Genomic DNA, 25771 nt, shown 5'->3' on the forward strand with positions numbered 1-25771 from the left:
CCGGCCTACCTGACGGACGCTCTGATTCTCTCCGCCCCGCGCAGTCGGACGGACGCGGCGCGGCGGTTCTCGGCGATTTCCTGTTCCGTGGGCAGTTCCGCGCCCCGGGTGACCAGCTTCAGCCGGGGCTGGTGCTCCTCCGGCACGACCGGCAGACCGGGCGGGGCGGTGGTGGCCGCGCCCGCCGCCAGGAACTGCTTGACGATCCGGTCCTCCAGCGACTGGAACGACATCACCGCGATCCGGCCGCCGACCGCGAGCAGGTCGAGCGCGCCGGGAATGGCGCGCTCCAGCACCGACAGCTCGCTGTTGACTTCGATCCGCAGCGCCTGGAAGGTGCGCTTCGCCGGGTTCCCGCCGGTCCGGCGGGTCGCGGCGGGAATGGCGTTGCGCACCAGTTCCACAAGACGCGCGCTGGTGCTGAACGGTTCCTTCTCGCGCTCGCGCAGGATCACCGAGGCGATCTTCCCGGCGAAGCGCTCCTCGCCGTAGAACTTGAGGATCCGGGCCAGGTCGCCGTGCGAGTAGGTGTTGAGCACCTCGGCGGCGGTGATGCCGGTGGACTGGTCCATCCGCATGTCCAGCGGGCCGTCCTGGGCGTAGGCGAAGCCGCGGTCGGCCTCGTCCAACTGCATCGAGGACACCCCGAGGTCGAACAGGACGCCCTGCACCTCGTTGATACCGAGGCCCGCCAGTACCTGCGGGATCTCGTCGTAGACCGCGTGCACCAGGGTGGCCCGGTCCCCGAACGGGGCAAGCCGCTGCCCGGCCAGCCGCAGCGCCACCGGGTCGCGGTCCACCGCGACCAGCCTGGCCTCGGGGAAGTTCTTCAGCAGCGCCTCGCTGTGGCCGCCGAGGCCGAGGGTGCCGTCCACCACCACGGCGCCGGGGGCGGTGAGCGCGGGGGCGAGCAGGTCCAGGCAGCGCTGGAGCATCACCGGGATGTGCCGGTCTGCGGGCTCCGGGCCGGGGTTCTCGTCGGGGGCGACGTCGTCCGGACCGCTGCTCATGGGTACCTCTCGTAGGGCGCTCATACCGCCTGGTCCCCGCCCGCTCGCCTTGGGGAAGGGGCCCTCTGCCGCCGGGGAAGGGGCGGCAGCGGGTACGGAGCGGGTGGAGGCCGGGACGGTAGGTGCGTGTCGTGCGGGTGGGAACGTCGCGTCACTTTACTCCACGGCCCTCCCCGGTCAACTGGATGCGACGGCGCACGCCCCCCGTCGGACTTCTACGTATACGCAGGTCAGCGTAGGTTTCCTCACTCGAATGGGGGAGTGCGCCACGCCGACGCGCGCCACTCGCACTCCCCCGGCGACGCGAAGATCACGCGAATGGAGCAGGCGTCCGCGCGCCGCTCCGCGCCTATGCCGTGCGTCACAGCGCCGTCCCCCGGTCCGCAGCGGCCCCCCTGAGCGGCTCCGTTCCCACTACCGTCGGAGCTATGACCACGACACCCGACCTGCCCTCGCTCCAGGCCGCTGCGTCCGCCGGGGCCACTCCTTCGATCATCGACAGCTTCGTCGCCCGCAACCGGGACTACGCCGCCGCCTACCGGGACGGCGGTATGGACGCCCGTCCGGTCCAGCGCGTCGCCGTGGTCGCCTGCATGGACGCCCGGCTCGACGTCCACGCCGCGCTCGGCCTGGAACTCGGCGACTGCCATGTCATCCGCAACGCGGGCGGGGTGGTCACCGACGACACCATCCGCTCGCTCACCGTCAGCCAGCGTGCCCTGGGCACCCGTTCGATAGCCCTGATCCACCACACCGGCTGCGGGCTGCTCAGCCTGACCGAGGACTTCCGGGTCGAACTGGAGCAGGAGGTCGGCATCCGTCCCTCCTGGGCCCTGGAGTCCTTCACCGACCTGGAGCAGGACGTGCGCCAGTCCATGGCCAGGGTCCGCACCTCGCCCTTCCTGCTGCACCGGGAGGACATCCGCGGCTTCGTCTTCGACGTGACCACCGGCCTGCTCCGCGAGATCCACCCGTAGCCGTGCGGATCCTGCGCGCCGCCGACCGTCCCGCCACCGCCTGGAAGAACGGTGGCGGGATCACCCGTGAGATCGCGTCCTGGCCCGAGGACGCCGGACCGGACGGGTTCGACTGGCGGATCAGCCTGGCCGAGGTCGCGGCCGGCGGCCCGTTCTCGGCCTTTCCCGGGGTGGACCGGGTGATCACCGTGGTCGACGGCGGCGGGATGGAGCTGACCGTCGACGGCGCCGCGCACCGGGTCGCGGAGCGCTACCGCCCGTTCGGCTTCGCCGGTGACGCCGACACCGGCTGCCGGCTGCTCGACGGGCCGGTCAGCGACTTCAATGTGATGACCCGTCGCGGCCGGTGCGCCGCCGGGGTGGAGATCCTCCGCGCCCCGCGCCCGCTGCCCGTCCCCGACGATCGGACGGTCCTGCTGCTGGTGTTGTTCGAGGGACGGGCGCGCCTGGGGAGTACCGTCCTGGACAGGCACGATGCACTGCTGACGACCGCAACCGGAGGGGCTGGGGACGCGTCAGTGGACTTTGACGGCGGGAGGGGCGTCGCCGCCCTGGTCACTCTGCACGACATTACCGGTCCATAACGGACGAATAACGGTGGCGTTGAGGTCCGGTTCGTCCGGTTGAGTGACGTAGGCGGCCCCGACAGGGAACAATGCATCTGCCGTGTCGACGCACACGGAGGGGCCCGGACCGGGGTGAGGTCATGGCCCCGTACACGGGCCAAGGAGTAACCGGGTGACGACCTTCAACGAGCACACCAGCCTCGACCAGCAGGCCGGGGTGGTCATGCCGCCACCGGCGGGGGGCAGGGCACCGCAGCCCGTGGGGCTCGCCGAGCTGAGCGCGGTGGTGGAACGGGTGCGCGCCTCCGTGGAGAGCGTGCTGGAGGGCAAGCCGGAGGCGGTCGGGCTGGCCCTGACCGTGCTGCTGGCCGAGGGCCATCTGCTGATCGAGGACGTCCCTGGCGTCGGCAAGACCCTGCTGGCCAAGGCGCTCGCGCGCTCGGTCGACTGCACGGTGCGCCGGATCCAGTTCACCCCCGACCTGCTGCCCTCGGACATCACCGGCACCAGCGTGTTCGACCAGAACCGCCGCGACTTCGAGTTCAAGCCGGGCGCGATCTTCGCGCAGATCGTGGTCGGCGACGAGATCAACCGGGCCTCGCCGAAGACCCAGTCCGCGCTGCTGGAGTCCATGGAGGAGGGCCAGGTCACCGTGGACGGCACCAGCTACCCGCTGCCGTCCCCGTTCATGGTGGTGGCCACCCAGAACCCGGTCGAGATGGAGGGCACCTACCCGCTGCCGGAGGCGCAGCGCGACCGCTTCATGGCCCGGATCTCCATCGGCTACCCCAGCCCCGAGGCCGAGCTGCAGATGCTGGACGTGCACGGCGGGGCCTCCCCGGTGCAGGAGCTGCGCCCGGTCGCGCACGCCGACGACGTGGTCAAGCTGATCGAGATGGTCCGCCGGGTGCATGTGGCCGACGAGCTGCGGCGCTACGCGGTGGCCCTGGTCGGCGCCACCCGCACCTCCACCGAGCTGCGGCTCGGCGCCTCGCCCCGGGCCACCCTGCACCTGCTGCGGGCCGCCCGCGCCGCCGCCGCCCTGGACGGCCGCGACTACGTCATCCCGGACGACCTGCAGGCGCTGGCCGTACCGGTGCTGGCGCACCGGCTGCTGCCGACGGCCGAGGCCCAGCTGGGGCGGCGCACCCCCGAGCAGGTCGTCCACGACCTGGTGCTCCAGCTCCCCATCCCGCACCCGGCGCGCTGAGATGGCCGCCCAGCCGGGACCGGGCCCCGGCCGCGCGGCGCGGACCTGGTCACCGCGCGGCGTCGCGGCCAGGACCGCGCTGCACGGGCTGACCACCCGGGGGCGGTCCTTCCTCGCCGCCGGCATCACCGCCGCCCTCTGCGCCTACCTGCTGGGGCAGCCCGCGCTGCTCCGGATCGCGCTGCTGCTGGCCGCGCTGCCGCTGATCAGCGCGGTGATGCTGATGCGCACCCGGTACCGGGTCGCCAGCGGACGCCGGCTCACCCCCTCGCGCACCCCGGCCGGGCAGGAGGCCCGGGTGCACCTGCGGGTCGACAACGTCTCCCGGGTCCCCACCGGGCTGCTGATGCTGGAGGACAAGGTCCCGTACGTGCTCGGCCCCCGGCCGCGCTTCGTACTGGACCGGGTCGAGCCGCGCGGGCACCGCGAGGTCTCCTACCGGGTGCGGTCCGACCTGCGCGGACGCTATCCGCTGGGGCCGCTGCAGCTGCGCCTCGGCGACCCGTTCGGGCTGTGCGAGCTGACCCGCTCGTTCACCGCCGCCGACACCCTGACCGTGGTCCCGCAGGTCCAGCCGCTGGCGCCGGTCCGGCTCAGCGGCGAGTGGACCGGCTACGGCGACAGCCACTCCCGCGCCGTCGCCCTGGCCGGCGAGGACGACGTGGTGCCGCGCGAGTACCGGCACGGCGACGATCTGCGCCGGGTGCACTGGCGCTCCACCGCCAAGTACGGCGAGCTGATGGTGCGCCGCGAGGAGCAGCCGCTGCGCAGCCGGGCCACCGTGCTGCTGGACACCCGTTCGATCGGCCACCGGGGCAGCGGCCCCGCCTCCTCGTTCGAGTGGGCGGTCAGCGCCGCCGCCTCGATCGGGCTGCACCTGCAGGAGCGCGGCTACGCCGTGCGGCTGCTCACCGACACCGGCGACGCGGTCACCGGACCCGGCGGCAGCGGCCTCGGCGCCGCCTCCGCCGAGGCGGCCGGAGTGCTGCTTGACACCCTGGCCATGGTCCAGCTCTCGGACGGGCACAGCCTGGTCCGGGCCGAGGAGGTGCTCAGGCTGGGCGGCGAGGGCCTGGTGGTGGCCCTGCTCGGCACCCTGAACGACGAGCAGCTGGCCGAGCTCTCCCGGCTGCGGCGGCGGACCGCGGCGGCGGTGGCGATCCTGCTGGACAGCTCCAGCTGGTCGCTGGTCCGCACCGCGCAGGCCGCGCCGCCGACCGCGACCACCGGCCCGGCCGGCCCCGACCGGCCCGCCGACGCCCCCGAGAGCGCCACCGAGCAGCAGCTGCGGCTGCTCCGCGAGGCCGGCTGGACCGTGCTCGCGGCCCGCTCGGGCGACTCGCTGCCCGACCTCTGGCAGCAGGCCGACCGGGCCGTGGCCGCCCCGGCCCCGGGCTCGTACTCCGCCGGAAGACAGCCCACCCCGAAAGGCAGGACGGCATGAACGGGCGCACCCGGATCGCATTCTGCGGGGCCGCCGCCACGATGCTGACGGCGTTCTGCCTGTGGCCGCTGGTCACCCCCACCGGCTGGATGCTGCAGGCCGGCTTCCTGGTGCTGGTGCTGACCTGCGTGGGCCTCGGCCTGCGCCGGCTGCCGGTCCCGCGCCCGGTGGTGCCGCTGGTCCAACTGCTGGTCGTGGTGCTGCTGCTGACCGTGTTCTACGCGAGCGACACCGCCCTCGGCGGGGTCCTCCCCGGGCCGGGCGCGATCCGGGAGCTGAGCAGCCTGTTCAGCGCCGGCACCAGCGACATGACCCAGTACTCGGCGCCGGCCCCGGCCCACTCCGGGCTGACCCTGATCCTGGTCTGCGGCGTGGTGCTGATCGGCCTGCTGGTGGACCTGGTCGCGGTCACCTACCAGCGGGTCGCGCTGGCCGGGCTGCCGCTGCTGGCGCTCTACTCGGTCGGCACCGGGCTGCACCCCAAGGACACCGTCTGGTTCTGGTTCCTGCTGGCCGCGCTCGGCTACCTGGCCCTGCTGATGGCCGAGGGCCAGGACCGGCTGTCCCGCTGGGGCCGGGTCTTCCACGGCACCCCGGCCACCCTGGCCGGGACCGGCGGCGGCAACCCGCTGAGCAGCACCGGCTACCGCATCGCCACCCTGGCCGTGGTCGCCGGGCTGCTGCTGCCGCTGGGGCTGCCCTCGCTGGACACCGGCCTGCTCGGCCGGTTCGGCGGCGGACCCGGCATCGGCAGCGGCTCGATCATCACCGCGGTGAACCCGCTGGCCTCGCTGGCGAGCTCACTCAGCCGGCAGACCAACACCAAGGTGCTCAGCTACACCACCACCGCCACCAACCCGGGCGACCAGTACCTGCGGATCGTGGACCTGGACAAGTTCGACGGCGTCTCCTGGACCCCCAGCAGCCACCAGGTGGAGTCGGTGCCCTCGCCGCTGCCGACCACCGACGGGCTCTCCACCGACACCCAGGCCCAGTCGGTGCAGACCCAGATCACCACCCAGCCCGGCTTCGTCCAGCAGTGGCTGCCGATGCCCTACCCGGCGGTCTCGGTCGCGGTCGACGGCAACTGGCGCTACGAGCCGGAGGGCCGGACCCTGGTCGGCGCCAACGGCCAGGTCGCGGGCGACCTGTCCTACACGGTCAACAGCCTGGCCCTGCGTCCCACGGTCGAGCAGCTCAGGACCGCGGCCAAGGCGCCCGCGAGCATCACCGGCACCTACCTCAGCCTGCCGAAGAACTTCCCCGCGGCGATCGTGACCGCGGCCGAGGGCGTGACCAGGAACGCCACCACCGCGTACGACAAGGCGGTGGCCCTGCAGGACTGGTTCACCACCACCGGCGGCTTCAGCTACAACACCCAGGTCAAGGCCGACACCGGCGCCAACGCCATGCTCGACTTCCTGCGCAACAAGCAGGGCTACTGCGTGCACTTCGCCACGACCATGGCGGCCATGGCCCGGGCGCTGGGCATCCCGTCCCGGGTGGCCATCGGCTTCACCCCGGGCACCAAGCAGAGCAACGGCACCTGGGAGGTCGGCACCAAGGACGCCCACGCCTGGCCCGAGCTCTACTTCAGCGGCGTGGGCTGGATCCGGTTCGAGCCGACCCCGGGCCGCTACGCCCCCGACTACACCACGGCCACCGCCGGGAGCACCGCTGCTCCCAAGCCCGCCACCAGCGACGCCCCCGGCGCGACGGCCGCCCCCGGCCCCAAGGCCAGCGCCGGCTGCACCGACGAGATCCAGCGGCGCACCGGCGGCTGCGGCACCGACAGCGCGGGCATCGGCACCGACGCCACCACCCGGGCCGGCGGCCCGAACCCGCTGGAACTGGCCCTGATCGCGGCCGGGGCGCTGCTGCTTGCGCTGCTGCTGACCCCGATGCTCTGGCGGCTGCGGGCCCGCAGCCGAAGGCTCAGGCGCCGCCCGCAGGAACTGAGCGAGGAGCAGGTACTGGCGGCCTGGACCGAGCTGATCGACTCCGCCTGGGACATCGGCATCCCGCCGGACGAGGCGGAGACCCCGCGCCGGATCGCGGCCAGGATCGTCGAACTGGGCGAGCTCAAGGACGAGCCGCGGGCCGCGGCCGGACGGCTGGCGCTGGCCACCGAGCAGGTGCTGTACGCGCCGAGGCGGGAGGCCCACCCGGCGCTGCGGCAGGACGTCCGCGCGGTGCGCGGCGGGCTGCGGGCCTCGGTCGGCCGCGGGGCCCGGATCCGCGCGGTGCTGCTGCCGCCGTCGTCCGCACGGCTCAACCGCGGCATCAGGGACCGGCTCTCCGCGGTACTGCGGCGCAAGCGGGACCCGGAGTAGGCACCGGAGCAGGCAGAGGGGGCGGCACCTTCCGGTGCCGCCCCCGACGTTTCAGCCGAGCCGCAGGTTCAACCCTGCTGCTCGTCGTGACGACGCTGCCAGCGCTGCTCCATGCGGTCGACCACCCCGGCCTTGCGCCGGCGCAGCGGCTCCCCGGTGCGCGGGTCGGCGACGCCGAGCCGCGGCGCCCGGCGCCAGTTGGTGAGCGCGAGCACGGTACTGCCGAGCATGACCACGAAGCCCACCACGCTCAGCCACCAGAGCCTGGTGACCATGCCCCCCATCAGGAGGGCCACGCCGACGACGAATCCGGCCGAAGCCAGGTAGACCGTACGGCGGGTGCGGGCGCGCAGCCCCGTACCCTCAAGCGCTGTCGCGAACTTGGGGTCCTCGGCGTACAGCGCTCGCTCCATCTGCTCGAGCAGACGCTGCTCGTGCTCCGAGAGCGGCACGTCGTCCTCCTACTCTGGTCGCTCCGGCGACCACCGCCGTCCCCGTCAGGACTACAGTCCGCCGCAGGATCCTGCCTGTGATGCGTATGCCCCGACGGGCGGACTGTCATGCCTTGCTGGCTTTACCCGAATCATACGGTCGGCCGCCGAATTTTGAAGCGCGCAGCAGGATGTGCGCCACTCGGACAACGGCCGGGGCGGGGAGGAAGGTTCCGGTGGGCCGCCCGGGGCTGCTGGGTCACCTGAGCTCGGCCAGTACGTGCAGCTGGGTGGCCACCGTGTGGAACGCGGACTGCTCGGCGGCGGCCCGCTCCAGCGCGAGCAGGGCCTCGACCGCGCCGGGCTCGGTGTCGACCAGGACGCCGGGGACCAGGTCGGCGAAGATCCGCACCCCGTGCACCGAGGCGACCTGCAGCCCGGCGGCGTCGGCCAGGGCCCGCAGTTCCTCGACCGTGAAGCGGCGGGGCGGGGCCGCGGGGCCGTCCGGGCTCCCGGCCGGGTGCTCCAGCAGGCCCTGGGCCTCGGCGAAGTGCCCGGCGATGGCGCGGGCCAGCACCGCGCCGTTGCGGTTGGCCGCGAGCAGGCTGACCATGCCCCCCTTGCGCAGGGTCGCGGCGAGCTGGCCGAGGGCCTCGGCCGGGTCGTCCACCACCTCCAGCACCCCGTGGCAGAAGACCGCGTCCACGCTGGCCGGGTCGATCAGCTCGGGCAGGGTCTGGGTGTCCCCCTGCAGGCCCCGGACCAGGTCGGTGACCCCGGCCTCGGCCGCCCGGCGCTCCAGCGCGAACAGCGCGTCCGGGCTGGGGTCGACCACGGTCACCCGGTGGCCGAGCCGGGCCACCGGCACCGCGAAGTTGCCGGTGCCGCCACCGGTGTCGAGCACGTCCAGGACCGGACGGTCCAGCTCCTCCGCCCGCCTGGCGAGCGCGGCGCGCAGCACCTCCCAGACGACGGCGGTCCGGAGGGAACTGCGGGGACGCGTCGGGTACACGGGAGGGCTCCTCGGCGGGCTGGGTGGTGCTGCGACAGGACCCTCCCAACCTTAGAGCGTCCGGTAGACAGTGGCGGGCTCAGCCGGTGCGCGGCATCGGCGGCTCGCCCTCCCGTTCGGCCCGCTCGACCACGGGCTGGAGCGCGACCACCCGCTGCACCATGCGGACGAACAGCGCGGTGTTGCGGATCAGGTCGTCGGCCTCGCGCATGGTCGCCGCGGAGGCGATCCCGGCCTCGGCGGCGGCCCGCTTGGGCGCCCCGGCCGCGTAGTAGACCGCCCACTCGGCCAGCTCGGGGGCGACCTCGGGCAGCACCTCCCAGGCGCTGCGGATCCGGCCGCGCTTGCGCGGGCTCTCCTCCGGACGGCCGCGCACCGCGAGCACCGCGGCCGAGGCCCGCAACGCCGCGAGGTGCGCTATGGCGTAGCGCTCCAGCGGGCCCTGCATCCCGCGGGCCTCGTCCAGCCCGCGGTAGGCCTGCGCGAGCAGGTCGAGGGCGGCCGGCGGGGCGCCGGCCCGGCGCAGCACCGGATGGATGTCCGAGGGCGGACGGTAGGGCTTCGCGGCGCCGCCGGTGCTGCTGCCGTGGGTGCTGCTGCTCTGTGCGGCCTGCAGGGGAAGTTGCAGCACCTGTGCTGTGGGGATCACCTTTTCGCTCATCGCTGTACCAGTCCTCCCTTGTATTCGAACTCCCATTCGAACATTCCCAGAGTAGCCGCCCACGACACTGCGTCAATGCCGCAGGTGAGGCACAGCACCCTCAACGACATGCTGCACCCCGCCACTGACAATCCCGCCGTACGCTACGCTTTGTACTGACCAGTCAGTACAAAAGAGGGGGCAGCATCCTCATGGAGGACCGCACCGAACCGGAGCGGACGGCCGGGGCCGCGATCAGCACCGAGGGCCTCGGGCTGCGCGGCCCGCGCGGCTGGGTCTACCGGGGCGTGGAGCTGGCGGCCGGGCCCGGCAGCCTGACCGTGCTCGGCGGGGCGGCCGGCTCCGGGCGCACCTCCCTGCTGCTCACCCTGTCCGGCCGGATGAAACCCACCGAGGGCTTGGCCGCCGTGGCCGGGCTGCGGCTCCCGCGGCAGGCGGCGGCGGTGCGGCGGATCGCCGCACTGGGCCCGGTGCCCGGGGTGAACGACCTGGAGGGCACGTTCACCGTGGCCGAGCACCTGCGCGAGCGGCGGCTGCTGCACTTCTCCCGCAGCGCCCCGCGCCGAGGCTCGGAGCAGGCGCTGGCCCTGGCCGGGCTGGTGCTCGACGAACTGCCGGACGGCCCCGGCACCCCCGTCCGCGCCCTGGCGCCGCTGCAGGCGCTGCGGCTCTCCACCGCGCTGGCGCTGCTCGGCCGCCCCCGGCTGCTCTGCGTGGACGACGCCGACCACCGGCTGCCGGTCGCGGACCGGGCCGCCGCCTGGGCCATGCTGCGCGGCATCGCCGACGCGGGCACCACCGTGCTGGCCGCCGCGACCGAAGGATCCGACCGGGCCGACCTGCTGCTCGACCTGACCACCGAGCCGACCACCGAGGAAGTGGACCCCACCGATGCGAACGCCTGACCTGGCCCGGCTCGAACTGCGCCGCTTCTACCGGGGCCGGCTCCCCCGCGCCGCGCTGGTCGCGCTGATGCTGCTGCCACTGCTCTACGGCGCGCTCTACCTGTGGTCGTTCTGGAACCCGTACGGCCATCTGGACCGGCTGCCGGTGGCGCTGGTGGTCCAGGACAAAGCGGTCACCGTGCAGGGCAAGCGGATCGACGCGGGCCGGCAGCTCGCCGACCAGCTGAAGCAGCGTCAGATCTTCGGCTGGGACACCGTAGGACCGCAGCAGGCGGCCAAGGGCGTCGCCTCGGGCAAGTACTACCTGTCGCTGACCATCCCCGCGGACTTCAGCCGGGACATCGGCAGCAGCGACAGCGACCACCCCGCCGACGGGGAGCTCAAGGTGCAGACCAACGACTCCAACAACTACATCGTCGGCCAGATCTCCCGCTCGGTGTTCGACGAGATCCGCGCGGCCAGCTCCAGCCAGGCCTCCCAGGGCTTCTACGACCAGGTCTTCGTCAGCTTCGCCGACCTCCACGACCGCACCGTCCAGGCCGCGGACGGCGCGGACAGGATCACCGCCGGGGCCGGGCAGGCCCAGCAGGGCGCGGGGAGGCTGGCCGCCGGGGCGCAGTCCGCGCAGGGCGGTGCGCGGCAGCTCGCCGCCGGGCTCGACACCGCCCGCAGCGGCAGCGCCGCGCTCGCCGAGGGCCTCGGCAGCCTGGACCAGGGCGCGGGCCGGCTCGCCTCCGGCGCCCGGCAGGCCGCCGCCGGGACCCAGCAGCTCGCGGACGCGGTCAACCCGGTGGCGGCCGACCTCTCCCCGCTGCTGCACGAGCACCCCGAGCTGATCAGCACCTCGGCCACCCTGGTCGCGGACAACGCCGAGAAGATAGCCGCCGACCTGGGCCGGCTGCCCGCCGACAGCCGCCGGGCGCTCGCGGACGCCAAGGCCGCGTCCGCCCGTCTGGACGCCCTCTACGCCGAGCAGTGCGGCGCCGACCCGTCCACCCAGGACTGCGCCCGGCTGCACGCCGGCGACCTGGCGGCCCATCAGGTCCTGGACGTGGCCGGGCGGCTGGACGACCAGGTCCAGCAGCTCGCCCCGGAGCTGACCTCGCTGGCCGCGGACGCGCACCGGGTGGCCGCCCTGGCCAAGCCGCTGGAGCAGCCCGGGCTGGCCGGGAAGTTCGACACCGCCGTGGCGCAGGTCAACCAGCTCAACCGGGGGGTGCACACCCTCGCCACCGGCGCCGCCGCGCTGCAGCAGGGCGCGGGGCAGGCCCGGAGCGGCGCCACCACCCTGGACCAGGGGCTGACCCGCCTGGACAGCGGCGCGCACAGCCTCAGCAGCGGCCTCTACCGGCTCTCGGACGGGGCCCGGCAGCTGGACTCCGGCCTCGGCAGCCTGGCCGGGGGCTCGGCGAAGCTCGCCGACGGCCTGCACAGCGGTGCCGGGCAGATCCCCGACTACGACGCCGACCAGCGGAACGCCCGCGCCGCCGCGATGAGCGACCCGGTGCAGCTGGCCAAGGACGAGCTCAACGCCACCCCCGACTACGGGACCGGCTTCGCCCCGTACTTCATCCCGCTGGCGCTCTGGGTCGGCGCGATGGTCGGCTACATGCTGCTGCGCCCGCTGAGCAACCGGGCGCTGGCGGCCAACGCCCCGGCCCGGCGCGCGGCGCTGGCCGGGTGGCTGCCGGTGGCCGGGCTCGGACTGCTGCAGGCGGGGGCGCTGATGGCGGTGCTCTGCTGGGCGCTCGGCCTGCAACCGGTGCACGCGGCCGGGGTGCTGGGCTTCCTGGCGCTGACCGTGCTGTGCTTCTCGGCGGTGACCCAGTGGCTGAACGCCCGCTTCGGCCCGGCCGGGCGGCTGCTGGCGCTGGCCCTGCTGATGCTGCAGCTCACCTCGGCCGGGGGCACCTACCCGGTGGAGACCAGCCCCGGCTTCTTCGGCGCGATCCACCCGTTCCTGCCGATGAGCTATGTGGTGGCCGGGCTGCGCCGACTGGTCAGCGGCGGCGACCTGACCGCGGTCTGGACCGGCAGCGCGGTGCTGGCGGCGTTCACCCTGGCGGCGCTGGCGCTGACCACGCTGACCGCCCGCCGCCGCCAGGTCTGGACCGTGTCCCGGCTGCACCCGGAGCTGACGCTGTGACGGATCCGGCCGGGAACCCCGGTCGCCCGGGGGACAATGGCGGTATGAGCAGCAGCAATCCCCGCCGCACCGCCACCCGCCAGAAGCTCTACGAGGCCGCGGTGACGCTGATCGCCGAGCAGGGCTTCTCGGCCACCACGGTGGACGAGATCGCCGAGCGGGCCGGGGTCGCCAAGGGCACCGTCTACTACAACTTCGCCAGCAAGTCGGAGCTGTTCGAGGAGCTGCTGCGGCACGGCGTGGGGCTGCTCACCGCCGCGCTCAAGCAGGCCGGCCCCGAGGCCGGGCTGAGCGGCCTCCCGGCGCTGGACGCCATGGCCAGGGCGGGCCTGGAGTTCATCAGGACCTATCCGTCCTTCGCCCAGCTGTTCGTCGCCGAGACCTGGCGCACCAACCGGACCTGGCAGAGCACCCTGCGGCTGATGCGGGAGGAGACCGTCTCGGTGGTCGCGGCGGTGCTCGCCGAGGCCGTCGCGGCCGGGGAGCTGCCGGACGACCTGGACGTCCAGCTGACGGCCTCGGCGGTGTTCGGCATGGTGCTGGTGGTCGCCCTGGACTGGCTGGCGTTCCAGCCGGAACGCAGCCTGGACGACATCCACGGCGGGCTCAGCCGACTGCTGCGGGCTCGGATGCCGGCCTGACCGGGGCGGCGACGGCGTCGTTTCCGGCGCCGGGCGCGGGCCGTTCCGGGACCGTGAACAGCGGCAGGAACAGCTGCACCAGCGGGCCGATGGCCAGCGCGTAGGCGACGGTGCCGATCCCGGCGCTGCCGCCCATCAGCAGGCCGACGGCGAGCACGGTCACCTCGATGCCGGTGCGGACCAGGCGCACCGAGCGCCCGGTCCTGCGGCAGAAGCCGGTCATCAGCCCGTCCCTGGGGCCGGGGCCGAAGCGGGCGCCGATGTAGAGGCCGCCGGCCATGCCGTTCAGCACGATGCCGGCCGCCAGCACCCCGATCCGCAGCGGCAGGCCGTGCAGGGTCGGGATCCAGGCCAGTGCGGCGTCCACGGACAGGCCGATGACAAAGACATTGCTGATCGTGCCGAGGCCCGGACGCTGCCGCAGCGGGATCCAGAGCAGCAGCACGGCCGCGCCGACGATCATGGTGATGGTGCCGAAGGACAGCCCGACGTGCCTGGTCAGGCCCTGGTGGAAGACGTCCCAGGGGTCGAGGCCGAGCGCGGCCCGGATCTGCAGGGCCATGCTGCCGCCGTAGAGGGCCAGGCCCAGGTAGAGCTGGACCAGGCGACGGGCCAGGGTGCCGGTGCTCATGTGAAGGGGTCCCCCTTGTGAATTCCGTGGTTCTGCTGCCACCCTGGAGGCAATTGGCCTGCCTTTCCAGGGCCAATCAGGGAAAGGTGGACTGGTTGTGAGCGCTCGCTCCTCCATCGGCGCGACCCAGCTGGACCGGGCCCTGGGCGGCTGGCAACAGCGTCGCGGGCCCGCCTACCGCGCGCTGGCCGGGTCACTGCGCACCCTGGTCCTGGACGGCCGGGTGCCGGTGGAGACCCGGCTGCCGGCCGAGCGCGAGCTCTGCGCCGTGCTCGGGGTCAGCCGCACCACGGTCACCGCGGCCTATGAACTGCTGCGCGAGCAGGGCTTCCTGGCCAGCCGGCGCGGCTCCGGGAGCTGGACCGCGCTGCCGCCGGGACATCCGCTGCCGGCGGCCGGGCTCTCGCCGCTGCCGAACGACCGGGGCGGGGTGATCGACCTGGGCGTGGCCGCGATGTCCGCGGCCGAGCCGTGGATCGGCCGGGCCATGGCCGCGGCCTGCGCCGAACTCCCCGCGTACACCAGGACCCACGGCGACTTCCCGGCCGGGCTGCAGGTGCTGCGGGAGGCGGTGGCCGAGCGCTTCGTCCAGCGCGGGCTGCCGACCACGGCCGAGCAGATCATGATCACCAGTGGCGCGGCCGGGGCGCTCACCCTGCTGCTGCGCGCCCTGGTCGGCCCGGCCGACCGGATCGCGGTGGAGTCCCCCAGCTACGCCAACGCGCTGCAGGCGATCCGCTTCCACGGCGGCCGGGCCGTCCCGGTGCCGTTCGAGCGGGACGGCTGGTCGATGGACGCCTGGGCCAGGGCGCTGCGCGAGGCAGCGCCGACGGTCGCCTATGTGATCCCCGACTTCCACAACCCGACCGGGCTGCTGATGCCGGATCAGCAGCGGCGCGACCTGGTCGCGCTGGCCCGGGCCACCGGCACCCAGCTGATCGTGGACGAGACCATGGTCGAGCTCTCGCTCGACGACAGCGCCCCGATGCCCCGGCCCACCGCCGCGTTCGACCGCAGCGGCAGCGTGATCACCATCGGCTCGGCGGGCAAGACCTTCTGGGGCGGCCTGCGGATCGGCTGGATCCGGGCCGCGCCCGACCTGATCCGCCGGATCGCCGGGGACCGCGCCAGCCTGGACGTCTGCTCCCCGGTGGTGGAGCAGCTGGCGGTCCGTCACCTGCTGACCGACTGCCTGCCCGAGGTGCTGGCCTTCCAGCGGCAGCGGGTACGGGAGCAGCGGGACGCGCTGGTCGCCGCCGTCCGCCGGGAGCTGCCCGGCTGGACCTTCCGGGTCCCGGACGGCGGTCTGTCGCTGTGGGTGCGCACCGAGGACGGCGGCATCAGCGGCAGCGCGCTGGCTGCGACGGCGGCCCAGTCCTTCGGCGTCTGGATCGGCTCCGGGCCGAGGTTCGGCGTGGACGGGGTGCTCGAACGCTTTGTCCGGCTGCCGTTCGCCCAGCCGGTGGAGGTGTCCCAGGAGGCGGTGCGGCGACTGGCCGCGGCCCGGGCGGCGGGCGCGGGAGCGGCGGCGCCGGGCGAGTTCTCGCTGCTCTGACGCCTGCCTGTGCGAAGGGGACGGTGTCTGCGTCCCGGCGGATCCCCGCCGCCGGCGTGCAGGCACCGCCCCCTCGCGTTCCCCCGTTGGTTCCCCCCGGAACCACGGTCGGCGGCGTGTTCGTGCCGCCCTGGCCCGGGTACCTGCTCCGCCGCCCCGTGTCGGCGGTGCAGTCCCCGTGCCAGCCGTACGGCCCGCGTCGACCGGCCCCCGTCGGCCGCACCCGTTGCTCCCCAGGAGGAGCCCCCCGTGTGCGTCCGCTGCCGGTCACCGCCTGCCGTGTCCCGGTGCCGGACCTTCGGGCCGTTCCCGGCCCCGGTCCTTCCCGGTGACCCATACTTTGCCCTTTCCGCAGGTCGCGGGGTATCCGCGCTCCTACTCAACCCGCCAGGTGGGTACAACTGAGTACCTGTACTCAGTGATCGCCCGAGGGAACGGGTCGGCGCGCGGTGGCGTCGGATACGGTGTCGAGCACCGAGAAGGAGACCCCTCCGTGTCACTCATTCCGTTGATCTTCACCAGTGGCTGGGCCAGCGGTGTCAACGCCTACGCCGTGGTGCTGCTGATGGGCCTGCTCGGCCGCTTCGACGGCATCGCCTCGGTGCCGCCAGCCCTGGAGCGGACGGATGTGCTGGTCGCGGCCGGGGTGCTGTTCCTCTGCGAGGCGGTGGCCGACAAGATCCCCTACATCGACTCCTCCTGGGACGCGCTGCACACCGTGATCAGGCCGATCGCGGGGGCCGTGGTCGCGGCGCTGCTGGCCGGGCACGCCCACGACTCGCTGGGCTCGCTCGCGGCCGGGGCGGTCGGCGGGACCACCGCGCTGGCCAGCCATCTGGTCAAGGCCGGGCTGCGGATGGGGGTCAACACCTCGCCCGAGCCCTTCAGCAACATGGTGATCAGCACCCTGGAGGACCTGACCGTCGGCGGCCTGGTCGCCCTGGCCCTGTTCCATCCGGTGCCCGCGGCGATCATCGCCGGGATCCTGCTGCTGATCGGGCTGACCCTGCTGGGCTTCACCCTCTCCCGGATCCGCCGCTTCTGGATCCGCCGCCGCGAACGCCGCGCCCTGCGCGCCGCGCCCCGCTAGCGCGGGCGTCCCTGCGGGCGGACCACCGCCACAATGGTCAGCAGCGCGACCGCGATGACCAGCGCCGCCGCGCCCATCGCGGTGGACACCCCGTGCGCGAACAGCGCGTGCGGGGTCCGTCCGGCCGGGTGCCGGGTGGCCGCGGAGAAGACGGTCAGCAGCACCGCCGTGCCCAGCGCGCCGCCGGCCTGCTGCATGGTCTGCAGCGTGCCCGAGGCCGCGCCGGACTCCTCCGGACGCACCCCGGACAGGATGGTGATACTCAGCGGCACCATGGTGAATCCGGCGCCGGTCCCGAACAGCACCATCGACGGCAGGATCCCGCCGGCGTAGCCGGTGTGCGCGCTGATCCGGGTGAGCAGCAGCAGCCCGGTCAGCAGCAGCACCGGGCCGCCGTAGAGGAACGGCCTGGTGCCGTAGCGGGGCACCAGCCTGGGGGCGAGCCGCGCGCCGACGAAGATCAGCAGGGCCAGCGGCAGAAAGGCGAAACCGGTCCGCAGCGGGCTGTAGCCGAGCACGTTCTGCAGGTACTGGGTGACGAAGAAGAACATCCCGAACATCGACGCGGGCAGCAGCAGCATGGTCAGGTAGCCGCCCGCCCTGACCCGGTCGGTCAGCAGGTGCAGCGGCAGCAGCGGCTTGGCCGCGCGGGCCTCCCAGAGCACGAACCCGGCCAGCAGCAGCACCGCCGCGGCGAAGCAGCCGAGGGTGGACGGGGCGCTCCAACCCGCCGTCGCGGCGCGGATGAAGGCGTACACCAGGCCGCTGGTGCCGAGGGTCGCGGTGATCGCCCCGCCCAGGTCCAGCCGGCTGGGGTGGCGCTCCGGCTCACGGATCAGCCGGGGTGCCAGCAGCACGATGGCCAGCCCGAACGGGACATTGATGAACATCACCGAGCGCCAGGAGAAGTACGAGGTCAGCAGCCCGCCGAGGATCATCCCCACGGCCGCGCCGCCCGCCGACATACTGGAGAACAGCCCGATCGCGCGGGCCCGCCGGGCCGGCTCCTGGTAGGTGCTGACGATCAGCGCCAGGGTGTTCGGCGCGGCGATCGCGGCGCCCACGCCCTGCGCCGCACGGGCGGCGATCAGCAGGCCGGGGTTGGTGGCCAGGCCGCCGAGCAGCGAGGCCAGGGTGAACAGGGCGACGCCGAAGGTGAGCAGCCGGCGGCGGCCGAGGATGTCCCCGGCCCGGCCGCCGAGCAGCAGCAGTCCGCCGAAGACCAGCAGGTAGATGTTCTGCACCCAGGACAGCCCGGCGGCGGAGAAGTGCAGGGTGCGCTGGATGCCCGGCAGCGCGATGGACACCACGGTGGCGTCGAGGACCACCATCAGCTGACAGGCCAGGATCAGCGCCAGGGCGAGCCCCGGCCGTGGTGGGCGGACCTCCGGTTTTGCTGCGCGCTCTACGGCCGGAGCGGCATGACGGGTGATGATGTTCTCGGACATGGCTCTCCCCTGAGGTCATGGCGAAGGAGTGGAACGCAAACGGAGAGATTCTCCGGTTCCCTTGACGACAATACGGAGATAGTCTCCGGTTATCAACCCTCGGATGTGGATGCCGTATGACCGAGCCGCCGCCGGTGCGACCGATGCGCGCCGATGCCCGCCGCAACTACGACCGCCTGGTCGCCGTTGCCACTGAGGCGTTCCTCGAACACGGGGCCAACGCCTCGCTGGACGACATCGCCAAGCGCGCCGCGGTGGGCGCGGGCACGCTCTACCGGCACTTCCCGACCCGGCAGGACCTGGTCGGCGCGGTCATGGAGCAGTGGATGCAGTCGGTCCTGGACGAGGCCGAACCGCTGCTGGTCGCCGACGACCCGGCGCAGGCCCTGGACACCTGGCTGCGCCGGCTGATCGCCCATGTCACCGTCTTCCGCGGGCTCACCGCGGTGCTGCTGCCCCCCGAGCCGGGCCGGGAGTCCCCCGGCCGGGTGCTGCACACGACCATGCACGACCTGGTCGCCCGGGCCCAGGAGAGCGGCCAGATCCGCGGCGACATCGGCATGAAGGACCTGCTGATGCTGATCGGCGGGATCACCTGGGCCTGCGACAGCGGCAAGACCGTGGACACCGACAAACTGGTGGACCTGATCATGGACGGACTGCGGGTGCTGAAGTGACTCCGGGTGCGGCTTAGAGTGCCCGGCAATTGGTGGCTGGATGGAGGAGCGGGTCGAGGGCCGAGTCTGGGCGGGGCGGAGGAGGGAGCCATGGCGGAGCCCTGGCGACTGACGACAACCCGGCCAGGCGACGGCCATCGGCCCGCGACGCCAGCCACCAATTGCCGGGCACTCTAAGATCAGTGTCCATGGCACGTATCGTCGTGATCGGCGCAGGGATGGGCGGGCTCGCCGCCGCGGCACGGCTGGCCACGGTCGGCCACCGGGTCACCGTGTGCGAGGCCGGGCCGACCCACGGCGGGATGGTCGGGCAGTTCGAAAAGGACGGGTTCCGCTTCGACACCGGGCCGACCCTGCTCACCCTCCCCGCCGTCTACCGGGACCTGATGCTGAAGACCGGCCGCACCCGGCTGGAGGACGAGGTCGAGCTGCGCCCGGTCGAGCCCGGCAGCGTCCACCTGCTCCCGGACCGGAGCCGGGTCGCGCTCGCCAACGCCTCCCGGGCCAAGGTGGTCCAGGCCCTGGACGAGACCCTCGGCCCCGGCGTCGGCAGCCGCTGGGGCGACCTGCTGGAACGCGGCCGGGGGGTCTGGGAGGCCACCAGGCGCCCGCTGCTGGAGGAGCCGCTGCCGGACGATCCGTCAGCCCTGCACCGGGACCCGTACGTTCCGGCCCGGCGCGGCCCGTTCGCCCGGCCGCCGCGCAGCTGCGCCGAGGTGGCCGCGCGCGAGCTGCGGCACCCGGGCCTGACCGCGCTGCTGGACGAGTACGCGCTGCGCTTCGGCCTCGATCCGCGCCGGGCCCCCGCCTCGCTGACGGTGCTGCCGTACATGGAGCAGAGCTTCGGCGTCTGGTACGTCACCGGCGGGATCCGGGCCCTCGCCGACGCGGTGCTGCGGCGCTGCGAGCAGCGGCGGGTGGAGCTGCGCTTCGACACCCGGGTCGAGCAGGTGCTCGGCGGGGAGCGGGTCACCGGGGTGCGGCTGGCCGACGGCGGCAGGCTGGACGCCGATGTGGTGCTCTGCGACGCCGACCCGGCCGCGGCCGGTCTGCCGGGACCGCGGGCGCTGCCGTCCTCGGGCCGGTTCACGGTGCTGCTCGCCCTGCGCGGGGAGCGCCCGGCGGCGGAGCCGCACCGTACCGTCGTGCACGCCGCCGACCGGACGGACGAGCTGGACGCGCTGTTCTCGGCCGCGCCCAGGCTCTGCGCCCGGCCCACCGTGCAGGTGCTGCGCCCGGACGACAGCACGCTCGCCCCGGCCGGGCACGAGGCCGCGGTGCTGACGGTGACCGTCCCGGCGCACACCACCGGTGGAACCCCGGGGGGCTTCGACTGGACCGCGCCCGGCGCCGCCGAGGCCTACGCCGACACCGTGCTCGCCCATGCCGCGCCCGAGCTGCGCGCGCGGGTGCTCTGGCGCGAGGTCAGCACGCCCGCCGACACCGAGCGTCGGACCGGCGCGCCCGGCGGCGCGGTCCCCGGACCGGCCCTGGCCGGAGCGGACGGGCGCTATCTGCACGCGCCCAACCGGACCACCACGGCCGGCCTCTACCTGATCGGCGGCGCGGCGCACCCCGGCGGCGGGCTGGCCCGGGTCGGCATGTCGGCGGCGGTCACCGCCGAGCTGGTCGGCACGCCCTGACCGGTACGGTCAGCCGTACTGCTGCGGGTGCGGCTGCCAGGGGTCCGGCGCGGGCTCCGGCGCGGCCGGCTCCGGCTGGTACGGGTACTGGTACTCGTAGGACTGCTCCTGCTGGTACTCCGGCTGGTAGCCCTGGTAGGCGGCGGGCTGCTGCTCGTAGCCGTAGTACGGCTGCTGCTCCGACTGCTGCCCGTAGTCGTACTCCGCCGCGTAGGCGGGCTGCGGCTGCGCCGGGTACGGGTCGTAGCCGCTGTACTGCTGCTGGGTGTAGTCGTACTCCGCGGTGTAGGCGGGCTGCTGCTCGTACTCGGGCTGGACGTACTCGGGCGGGGTGTAGTCCAGCGCCGGGTCGTACCCGTAGGCGGGCTGGACCGGCTCCAGCGGCTCCACCGGGCCGACCTCGCCCACCCGTTCGCCGGGCGGCGGCACCGCGAAGGCCGGGGCCTCCCCCGGCGGGAAGACACTGCCGAGCAGCGGCAGCCGCCCCAGCGGGCCCGGCAGCGAGCCGTCCGCCGCGCGCAGCGACCAGTGCGTGCCGCTGCCGGTCCTGACCGAGCGGGTGACCAGGAACTGGCCGATGCCGAACGCCACCACCCCGGCGCCGATCAGCGGCAGCGAGCCCTCCGCGACACCGCCCACCAGGACCAGGAAGCCGAGCAGGGCCAGCGCCCGCCAGTGCGGTTCGGCCCGGTGCTGCAGCAGCAGCTCGCCGAGCAGCCACAGCGCGACCACCGCGAAAGCGGCATAGAGCACGAGGTGTCCGAGGGCGCCCACGATTGCCTACCTTCTTGCTGCTCCTGCTCGGCGAGCTGCTGCTACTGCACCGGACCACGGTACTCGGCTCAGGCGTGGCGCTGGTGCAGCCCGAGATTCCGGTAGATCTCGGTGGTGACGGTGGAGAAGTTCATCGTCATGAAGTGCAGCCCGGGGGTGTCCTCGGCGATCAGCCGGCGGCACATCTCGGTGGCGTGCTCGATGCCGAGCGCCCGGACCGCCTTGGGGTCGTCCTCGACCGCGAGCATCCGCTCGGCCAGCCCGGCCGGGAAGACCGCGGTGCTGAGGTCCGGGATCCGGCGCAGCGAGCGGATCGTGGTGACCGGCATGATCTCCGGGATGATCGGCGTCTCGCACCCGGCCGCCGCCACCCGGTCCCGGAACCGCAGGTAGTCGTCCACGTCGAAGAACATCTGGGTGATCGCGTAGTCGGCCCCGGCCCGGCACTTCTCCACGAAGTGCCGGATGTCGCTGTCCCAGTCGGCCGAGCGGGGGTGCATCTCCGGGAAGGCCGCGACGCCGACGCAGAAGTCGCCGGAGTCCTTGATCAGCCGCACCAGTTCGACCGCGTACTCCACGCCCTCCGGGTGCTTCACCCAGGGCCCGAGCGGGTCGCCGGGCGGGTCGCCGCGCAGCGCGAGCACATTGCGGACGCCCTGGTCGGCGTAGTGGCCCAGGATGTTGCGCAGCTCGGCGATGCTGTGGTCCACCGCGGTGAGGTGGGCCACCGGGGTCAGCGTGGTCTCCTGGGTGATCCGGCCGGTGATGTTGACGGTACGGCCGCGGGTGGAGCCGCCCGCGCCGTAGGTCACCGACACGAAGGTCGGCGACAGGCCCTCCAGCCGCCGGATCGCCTTCCACAGCCCGACCTCCGCCTCCGCCGAGCGGGGCGGCATGAACTCGAACGAGTAGGAGCGGCTTCCCCTCGCCAGGAGTTCGCGAATGGAGAGTGCGCCGTCGCTGCGGGTGCTGGGGGTACCGAGGGCCATAAGGGGAGATTATCCGCGACCCGCGCGGATTCGGAAAAGCCTGTCCGCCTGGTGGTACCGCCCCTCGGCAGGGCTGGGACCAGCGTTCGCACCGTCCCGCGCACCGGTCCCGGAAGCCGCTCGCGTTACGCTGGCTGCCCCCGCACTGCTCGGAGCCACCGGTGTCCCTCGCCTTCCCCCAGTCCCCCGTCGACGTCGCCCGCAGGCCGGGCAGCCCCGTCGACGAGGAGCGGCTGCGTCCGCGGGTGGACCGGGCGCTGGCCCGGTTCCTGGACCACCAGGAGGCCGTGCTTGCGGCGGTCTCCCCGCAGCTCGCGCCGGTCGGCGACGCGGTGCGGGAGCTGCTGCGGGGCGGCAAGCGGCTGCGCCCGGCGTTCTGCTACTGGGGCTGGCGCGGGGCCGGCGGCGACGGCGCGGACGAGGGCGCGGTCACGGCCTGCGCGGCGCTGGAACTGCTGCAGGCCGGCGCGCTGGTGCACGACGACCTGATCGACCGCAGCGACACCCGGCGCGGCCTGCCGTCCGTGCACCGGCGGTTCGAGGCGCTGCACGCCGAGCGCGGCTGGCGCGGCGACGGCGCCCGGTACGGGACGGCGAGCGCGGTGCTGCTCGGGGACCTGCTGCTGGCCTGGTGCGACGAGCTGCTCGCGGACTGCGGCCTGGACCCGGCCGCGGTGCGCCGCGCCAAGCCGCTGTTCGACCTGATGCGGACCGAGGTGATGGCGGGCCAGTACCTGGACCTGCTGGAGCCGGCCGCGCCGAGCCCGGACGGGGCGGTCGAGCGGGCCCGCACGGTGATCCACTACAAGGCGGCGAAGTACACGGTCGAGCGCCCGCTGCAGCTCGGCGGCCTGCTGGCCGCCGCGGACCCGGCGCTGACCAGCGCCTACGCCGCGTTCGGGCTGCCGCTGGGCGAGGCCTTCCAACTGCGCGACGACCTGCTCGGCGTCTACGGCGACCCGGTGCTCACCGGCAAGCCGGCCGGGGACGACCTGCGCGAGGGCAAGCGCACCCTGCTGGTGGCCGAGGCCCTGGAGCACTGCGGCAGCGCCGACGCCCGGCTGCTGGACGACCTGCTCGGCGCGCCCGACCTGGACCAGCCGGGGCTGGAGCTGCTGCGCGGAGTGATCACCCGCAGCGGTGCCCCGCAGCGGGTCGAGGCCCGGATCAGCCGGCTCCTGGAGGAGTCGCTGACCGCCCTGGACGCCGCCCCGCTGGCCGACCCCACCGCCCGCCGCATGCTGCACCGCCTCGCCGCGGCGGCCACGGCGAGGCGGTACTGAGTCCGTCAGTCGCGGTCCGTCAGTCGCGTTCGCGGACCCGGCGGGCCAGCTCGGCCGCCGCCGCGTGCGGGTCGGCCGCCGCCGTGAGGGCACGGACCACCACGATGCGGCGGGCGCCGGCGTCCAGGACCTGGTCCAGGTTGCCCGGGTCGATGCCGCCGATGGCGAAGAACGGGCGCTCCGGCGCCACCTGCGGCTGCAGCTTCGCGGCGTACTCGACCAGGCCGAGGCCGGGTGCGTGGCGTCCCGGCTTGGTCGGGGTCGGCCAGACCGGGCCGGTGCAGAAGTAGTCGGTGCCGGGTTCCACCAGCGCCGCGTCCACCTCCGCCTCGGCGTGGCAGGAGCGGCCGATCAGCACCTCCGGGCCGAGGACCGCCCGGGCCGCGGCGACCGGCAGGTCGTCCTGCCCCAGGTGCAGCACCGCTGCGCCGGAGGCGTGGGCGACGTCGGCGCGGTCGTTCACCGCGAGCAGCCGGCCGTGCCGGCGGCAGGCGTCCGCGAGGACCTCAAGCGCCGCCAGCTCCTGCCGGGCCTCAAGGCCCTTGTCCCGCAGCTGGACGATGTCCACACCGCCGGACAGCACCGCGTCCAGGAACTCGGCGAGGTCGCCCTGCTCCCGGCGCGCGTCGGTGCAGAGGTACAGCCGGGCGCCGGCGAGGGCGGCCCGCGCGGAAGCTCCGCTCACAGGGCCATCGCCTGCGCCCGGCGCTTGACCTCCGTGCCGCGGTTCTCGTTCAGGGCCTGCGCGGGGGTGCCGGGCAGCGAGGGGTCGTCGGTGAACAGCCACTCCAGCATCTCCTCGTCGGAGAAGCCGCAGTCGCGCAGCAGGGTCACCAGGCCGGTGATGCCCTTGACGGTGCCGTTGGGGCCGATGAAGGCGGCCGGGACCATCAGGGCGTTGTTCTCGCCGCGGCGGACCGCGAGCAGGGTGCCGTCGTCGACCAGGCGGCGGACCTTGGTGACGATCAGGCCCCACTGCTCGGCGATCTCGGGGACGTTCATCCAGGCGGGAATCAGGGCGTCAATTCTGGGATCAATCTGGCTCACACCCCCAAGCGTGCCATCCCGGACGGCCCCCGCGCACCATCACGCCCGTGCGGCGGCCTTCAGCGGCACCGCGGGATCGGCCGCGCGGGACCGGTCCAGGGGTGTTCCGCGCTCGATCAGCCGCCGTCCCTGGACCAGGTCGCGCGGCCGGTCCACGGCCAGCAGCGCCACCGGGACCTCCCCGCGCAGCCACAGCGCGCCCCAGCCGCCGTCGGCCTCCGGGTCGCCGCGCAGCAGCAGCTCGTCGCCGGGGCTGTGGTGGCCCGCGTACTGGACCATCCGCCCGAACTGCTCGGACCAGAAGTAGGGCACCGGGTCGTAGCGGGGCAGATCCGCCTCCGGACCGGGGTGCAGCAGGTTCGCGGCGGCCAGCCTGGCGCCCTGCAGCGCGTTGTCCCAGTGGTGCACGGTGAGCCGGACGCCGTAGCGGGCGGACGGGAAGGAGGCGCAGTCGCCGACCGCGAACACCCCGGCCGCCGAGGTGCGCAGCGCGGCGTCGACCGCCACCGCGCCGCGGTCGTCCAGGTTGATGCCGGAGCCGGCCAGCCAGCCGGTGTCGGGGCGGGCGCCGATGCCGACGACCACGGCGTCCGCGTCCAGCTCGGTGCCGTCGGTGAGCAGCACCGCGCTGCCGCCGGTGCCCTCGAGCCGCTGCTCGGAGTCCACGATGCCGCCGACCGCGGTGCTGGTCCGCAGCTCGACCCCGGCCTCGGCGTACCAGCGCCGGGTCAGCTCGGCGACCTCGGCCGGGAGCGCCCCGGCCAACGGCACCGGGGCCGCCTCCACCACGGTGACCTCGCAGCCCAGGGTCCGGGCCGCGGTCGCCGCCTCGGCGCCGATCCAGCCGGCCCCGACCACCACAAGCCGGGCGCCGGGGCGCAGCACGGCCCTGAGCGCGACCGCGTCGTCATGGGTGCGCAGCAGGTGCGCGGCGGCGGGCTGCCCGGGCAGCGCGACCGCCCGGGCACCGGTGGCCAGCACCAGCCGGTCGTAGTCCAGCTCCCCGGCGTCGGTACGCAGCCTGCGGCCGTCCGGGTCCAGGCCGGTGGCGGACCGGTCCAGCAGCAGGTCGATGCCGAGGGCGCCGTAGTCCAGCTCGAACCGGGAGTTCTCGGCCTTGCCGAGCAGCACGTCCTTGGACAGCGGCGGCCGGTCGTACGGGAGGTGCGGCTCCGCGCCCAGCACCGCCAGCTCCCCGTCGTACCCCTGCTCGCGCAGGGCCACCGCTGTCTGCACCCCGGCCATCCCGGCCCCGACCACCACGATCCGCATCCCGTCACTGTACGGGCGCGGGCCCG

The 25771-nt window shown here is 74.1% G+C and carries 24 protein-coding genes; 13 read left to right on the top strand and 11 right to left on the bottom strand.

What is annotated here, in order from left to right; genetic code table 11:
* Positions 1 to 5 precede the first annotated feature (5 nt).
* A complete protein-coding gene (gene rsmH / locus ACEZDG_RS24380) occupies positions 6 to 1010 on the bottom strand; it encodes a 16S rRNA (cytosine(1402)-N(4))-methyltransferase RsmH (RefSeq protein ID WP_380513084.1) in 1005 nt (334 codons plus the stop codon).
* A 428-nt stretch (positions 1011 to 1438) separates the two neighbouring features.
* Between rsmH and ACEZDG_RS24385 the strand changes: the two genes are divergently transcribed.
* From ACEZDG_RS24385 to ACEZDG_RS24405, 5 genes are all read left to right on the top strand, one after another.
* Positions 1439 to 1987: a beta-class carbonic anhydrase gene (locus tag ACEZDG_RS24385; protein ID WP_380513086.1), complete on the top strand. Its 549-nt coding sequence runs from the start codon at positions 1439 to 1441 to the stop codon at positions 1985 to 1987.
* Between the two features lie 2 nt (positions 1988 to 1989).
* Entirely contained in the window at positions 1990 to 2571 is a 582-nt protein-coding gene (locus ACEZDG_RS24390) for a HutD/Ves family protein (RefSeq protein ID WP_380513087.1), read from the top strand.
* 205 nt (positions 2572 to 2776) lie between these two features.
* Complete coding sequence (locus ACEZDG_RS24395) at positions 2777 to 3763, top strand: AAA family ATPase (RefSeq protein WP_380513268.1); 987 nt, start codon at positions 2777 to 2779, stop codon at positions 3761 to 3763.
* 1 nt (position 3764) lies between these two features.
* Positions 3765 to 5207 (top strand): DUF58 domain-containing protein, encoded by a 1443-nt coding sequence (locus ACEZDG_RS24400; protein WP_380513089.1) that lies wholly within the window; start codon positions 3765 to 3767, stop codon positions 5205 to 5207.
* Positions 5204 to 7540, top strand: coding sequence for a DUF3488 and transglutaminase-like domain-containing protein (locus ACEZDG_RS24405; RefSeq protein WP_380513091.1), 2337 nt, complete (start codon positions 5204 to 5206; stop codon positions 7538 to 7540). The genes ACEZDG_RS24400 and ACEZDG_RS24405 overlap by 4 nt, the downstream gene beginning before the upstream one ends.
* 68 nt (positions 7541 to 7608) lie before the next feature.
* Here ACEZDG_RS24405 and ACEZDG_RS24410 read toward each other — a convergent pair whose 3' ends face one another.
* From ACEZDG_RS24410 to ACEZDG_RS24420, 3 genes are all read right to left on the bottom strand, one after another.
* The gene (locus ACEZDG_RS24410) at positions 7609 to 7992 is read right to left on the bottom strand and encodes a DUF3040 domain-containing protein (RefSeq protein WP_380513093.1); all 384 of its coding nucleotides are present in this window, start codon (positions 7990 to 7992) and stop codon (positions 7609 to 7611) included.
* Positions 7993 to 8230: 238 nt separating this feature from the next.
* Positions 8231 to 8983 carry a methyltransferase domain-containing protein gene (locus ACEZDG_RS24415; protein WP_380513095.1) on the bottom strand — a complete coding sequence of 251 codons (753 nt, stop codon included), beginning with the start codon at positions 8981 to 8983 and terminating at the stop codon, positions 8231 to 8233.
* A gap of 79 nt (positions 8984 to 9062) precedes the next feature.
* Positions 9063 to 9644 (bottom strand): SAV_6107 family HEPN domain-containing protein, encoded by a 582-nt coding sequence (locus ACEZDG_RS24420; protein WP_380513096.1) that lies wholly within the window; start codon positions 9642 to 9644, stop codon positions 9063 to 9065.
* A 191-nt stretch (positions 9645 to 9835) separates the two neighbouring features.
* On the opposite strand from ACEZDG_RS24420, the gene ACEZDG_RS24425 reads away from it, so the two are divergent.
* The 3 genes from ACEZDG_RS24425 to ACEZDG_RS24435 are packed head-to-tail and all read left to right on the top strand — an operon-like array spanning position 9836 to position 13336.
* Positions 9836 to 10549 carry an ATP-binding cassette domain-containing protein gene (locus ACEZDG_RS24425; RefSeq protein WP_380513098.1) on the top strand — a complete coding sequence of 238 codons (714 nt, stop codon included), beginning with the start codon at positions 9836 to 9838 and terminating at the stop codon, positions 10547 to 10549.
* Positions 10536 to 12695 carry a YhgE/Pip family protein gene (locus ACEZDG_RS24430; RefSeq protein ID WP_380513100.1) on the top strand — a complete coding sequence of 720 codons (2160 nt, stop codon included), beginning with the start codon at positions 10536 to 10538 and terminating at the stop codon, positions 12693 to 12695. The genes ACEZDG_RS24425 and ACEZDG_RS24430 overlap by 14 nt, the downstream gene beginning before the upstream one ends.
* Positions 12696 to 12739: 44 nt before the next feature.
* A complete protein-coding gene (locus tag ACEZDG_RS24435; RefSeq protein ID WP_380513102.1) occupies positions 12740 to 13336 on the top strand; it encodes a TetR/AcrR family transcriptional regulator in 597 nt (198 codons plus the stop codon).
* On the opposite strand, the gene yczE is transcribed toward ACEZDG_RS24435, so the two are convergent.
* Entirely contained in the window at positions 13302 to 13967 is a 666-nt protein-coding gene (gene yczE, locus ACEZDG_RS24440; protein WP_380513104.1) for a membrane protein YczE, read from the bottom strand. The two genes, ACEZDG_RS24435 and yczE, sit on opposite strands and share 35 nt — an antisense overlap.
* A 91-nt stretch (positions 13968 to 14058) precedes the next feature.
* Here yczE and yczR point away from each other — a divergent pair, with 91 nt between their 5' ends.
* Both yczR and ACEZDG_RS24450 read left to right on the top strand, forming a co-directional pair.
* Positions 14059 to 15522 (top strand): MocR-like transcription factor YczR, encoded by a 1464-nt coding sequence (yczR, locus tag ACEZDG_RS24445; RefSeq protein WP_449341736.1) that lies wholly within the window; start codon positions 14059 to 14061, stop codon positions 15520 to 15522.
* A gap of 493 nt (positions 15523 to 16015) precedes the next feature.
* The gene (locus ACEZDG_RS24450; protein WP_380513107.1) at positions 16016 to 16612 is read left to right on the top strand and encodes a DUF4126 domain-containing protein; all 597 of its coding nucleotides are present in this window, start codon (positions 16016 to 16018) and stop codon (positions 16610 to 16612) included.
* Here ACEZDG_RS24450 and ACEZDG_RS24455 read toward each other — a convergent pair.
* On the bottom strand, positions 16609 to 18060 hold the full coding sequence (locus tag ACEZDG_RS24455; protein WP_380513108.1) for an MFS transporter: 1452 nt from the start codon (positions 18058 to 18060) through the stop codon (positions 16609 to 16611). The two genes, ACEZDG_RS24450 and ACEZDG_RS24455, sit on opposite strands and share 4 nt — an antisense overlap.
* A 116-nt stretch (positions 18061 to 18176) precedes the next feature.
* Between ACEZDG_RS24455 and ACEZDG_RS24460 the strand changes: the two genes are divergently transcribed.
* Positions 18177 to 18737 (top strand): TetR/AcrR family transcriptional regulator, encoded by a 561-nt coding sequence (locus tag ACEZDG_RS24460; protein WP_380513110.1) that lies wholly within the window; start codon positions 18177 to 18179, stop codon positions 18735 to 18737.
* A 161-nt stretch (positions 18738 to 18898) separates the two neighbouring features.
* Entirely contained in the window at positions 18899 to 20380 is a 1482-nt protein-coding gene (locus ACEZDG_RS24465; protein ID WP_380513112.1) for a phytoene desaturase family protein, read from the top strand.
* Between the two features lie 9 nt (positions 20381 to 20389).
* Here ACEZDG_RS24465 and ACEZDG_RS24470 read toward each other — a convergent pair whose 3' ends face one another.
* The gene (locus tag ACEZDG_RS24470) at positions 20390 to 21154 is read right to left on the bottom strand and encodes a hypothetical protein (RefSeq protein WP_380513113.1); all 765 of its coding nucleotides are present in this window, start codon (positions 21152 to 21154) and stop codon (positions 20390 to 20392) included.
* A 68-nt stretch (positions 21155 to 21222) separates the two neighbouring features.
* Positions 21223 to 22143, bottom strand: coding sequence for a methylenetetrahydrofolate reductase [NAD(P)H] (gene metF / locus ACEZDG_RS24475; protein ID WP_380513115.1), 921 nt, complete (start codon positions 22141 to 22143; stop codon positions 21223 to 21225).
* A gap of 161 nt (positions 22144 to 22304) precedes the next feature.
* On the opposite strand from metF, the gene ACEZDG_RS24480 reads away from it, so the two are divergent.
* Positions 22305 to 23426 (top strand): polyprenyl synthetase family protein, encoded by a 1122-nt coding sequence (locus ACEZDG_RS24480; RefSeq protein ID WP_380513117.1) that lies wholly within the window; start codon positions 22305 to 22307, stop codon positions 23424 to 23426.
* A 19-nt stretch (positions 23427 to 23445) separates the two neighbouring features.
* Here the strand turns inward: ACEZDG_RS24480 and thiE are convergent, their stop codons facing one another.
* Genes thiE through ACEZDG_RS24495 form a run of 3 tightly spaced genes read right to left on the bottom strand, consistent with a single transcriptional unit; the run spans position 23446 to position 25745 of the window.
* On the bottom strand, positions 23446 to 24111 hold the full coding sequence (gene thiE / locus ACEZDG_RS24485; RefSeq protein ID WP_380513119.1) for a thiamine phosphate synthase: 666 nt from the start codon (positions 24109 to 24111) through the stop codon (positions 23446 to 23448).
* Entirely contained in the window at positions 24108 to 24473 is a 366-nt protein-coding gene (locus ACEZDG_RS24490) for an Rv2175c family DNA-binding protein (RefSeq protein WP_380513121.1), read from the bottom strand. Before ACEZDG_RS24490 ends, thiE begins: the two co-directional genes overlap by 4 nt.
* 39 nt (positions 24474 to 24512) lie before the next feature.
* Positions 24513 to 25745 carry an NAD(P)/FAD-dependent oxidoreductase gene (locus ACEZDG_RS24495; RefSeq protein WP_380513123.1) on the bottom strand — a complete coding sequence of 411 codons (1233 nt, stop codon included), beginning with the start codon at positions 25743 to 25745 and terminating at the stop codon, positions 24513 to 24515.
* Between the last annotated feature and the right edge of the window lie 26 nt (positions 25746 to 25771).

This window comes from Streptacidiphilus alkalitolerans (genome assembly GCF_042511045.1).
Taxonomy (GTDB): domain Bacteria; phylum Actinomycetota; class Actinomycetes; order Streptomycetales; family Streptomycetaceae; genus Streptacidiphilus; species Streptacidiphilus alkalitolerans.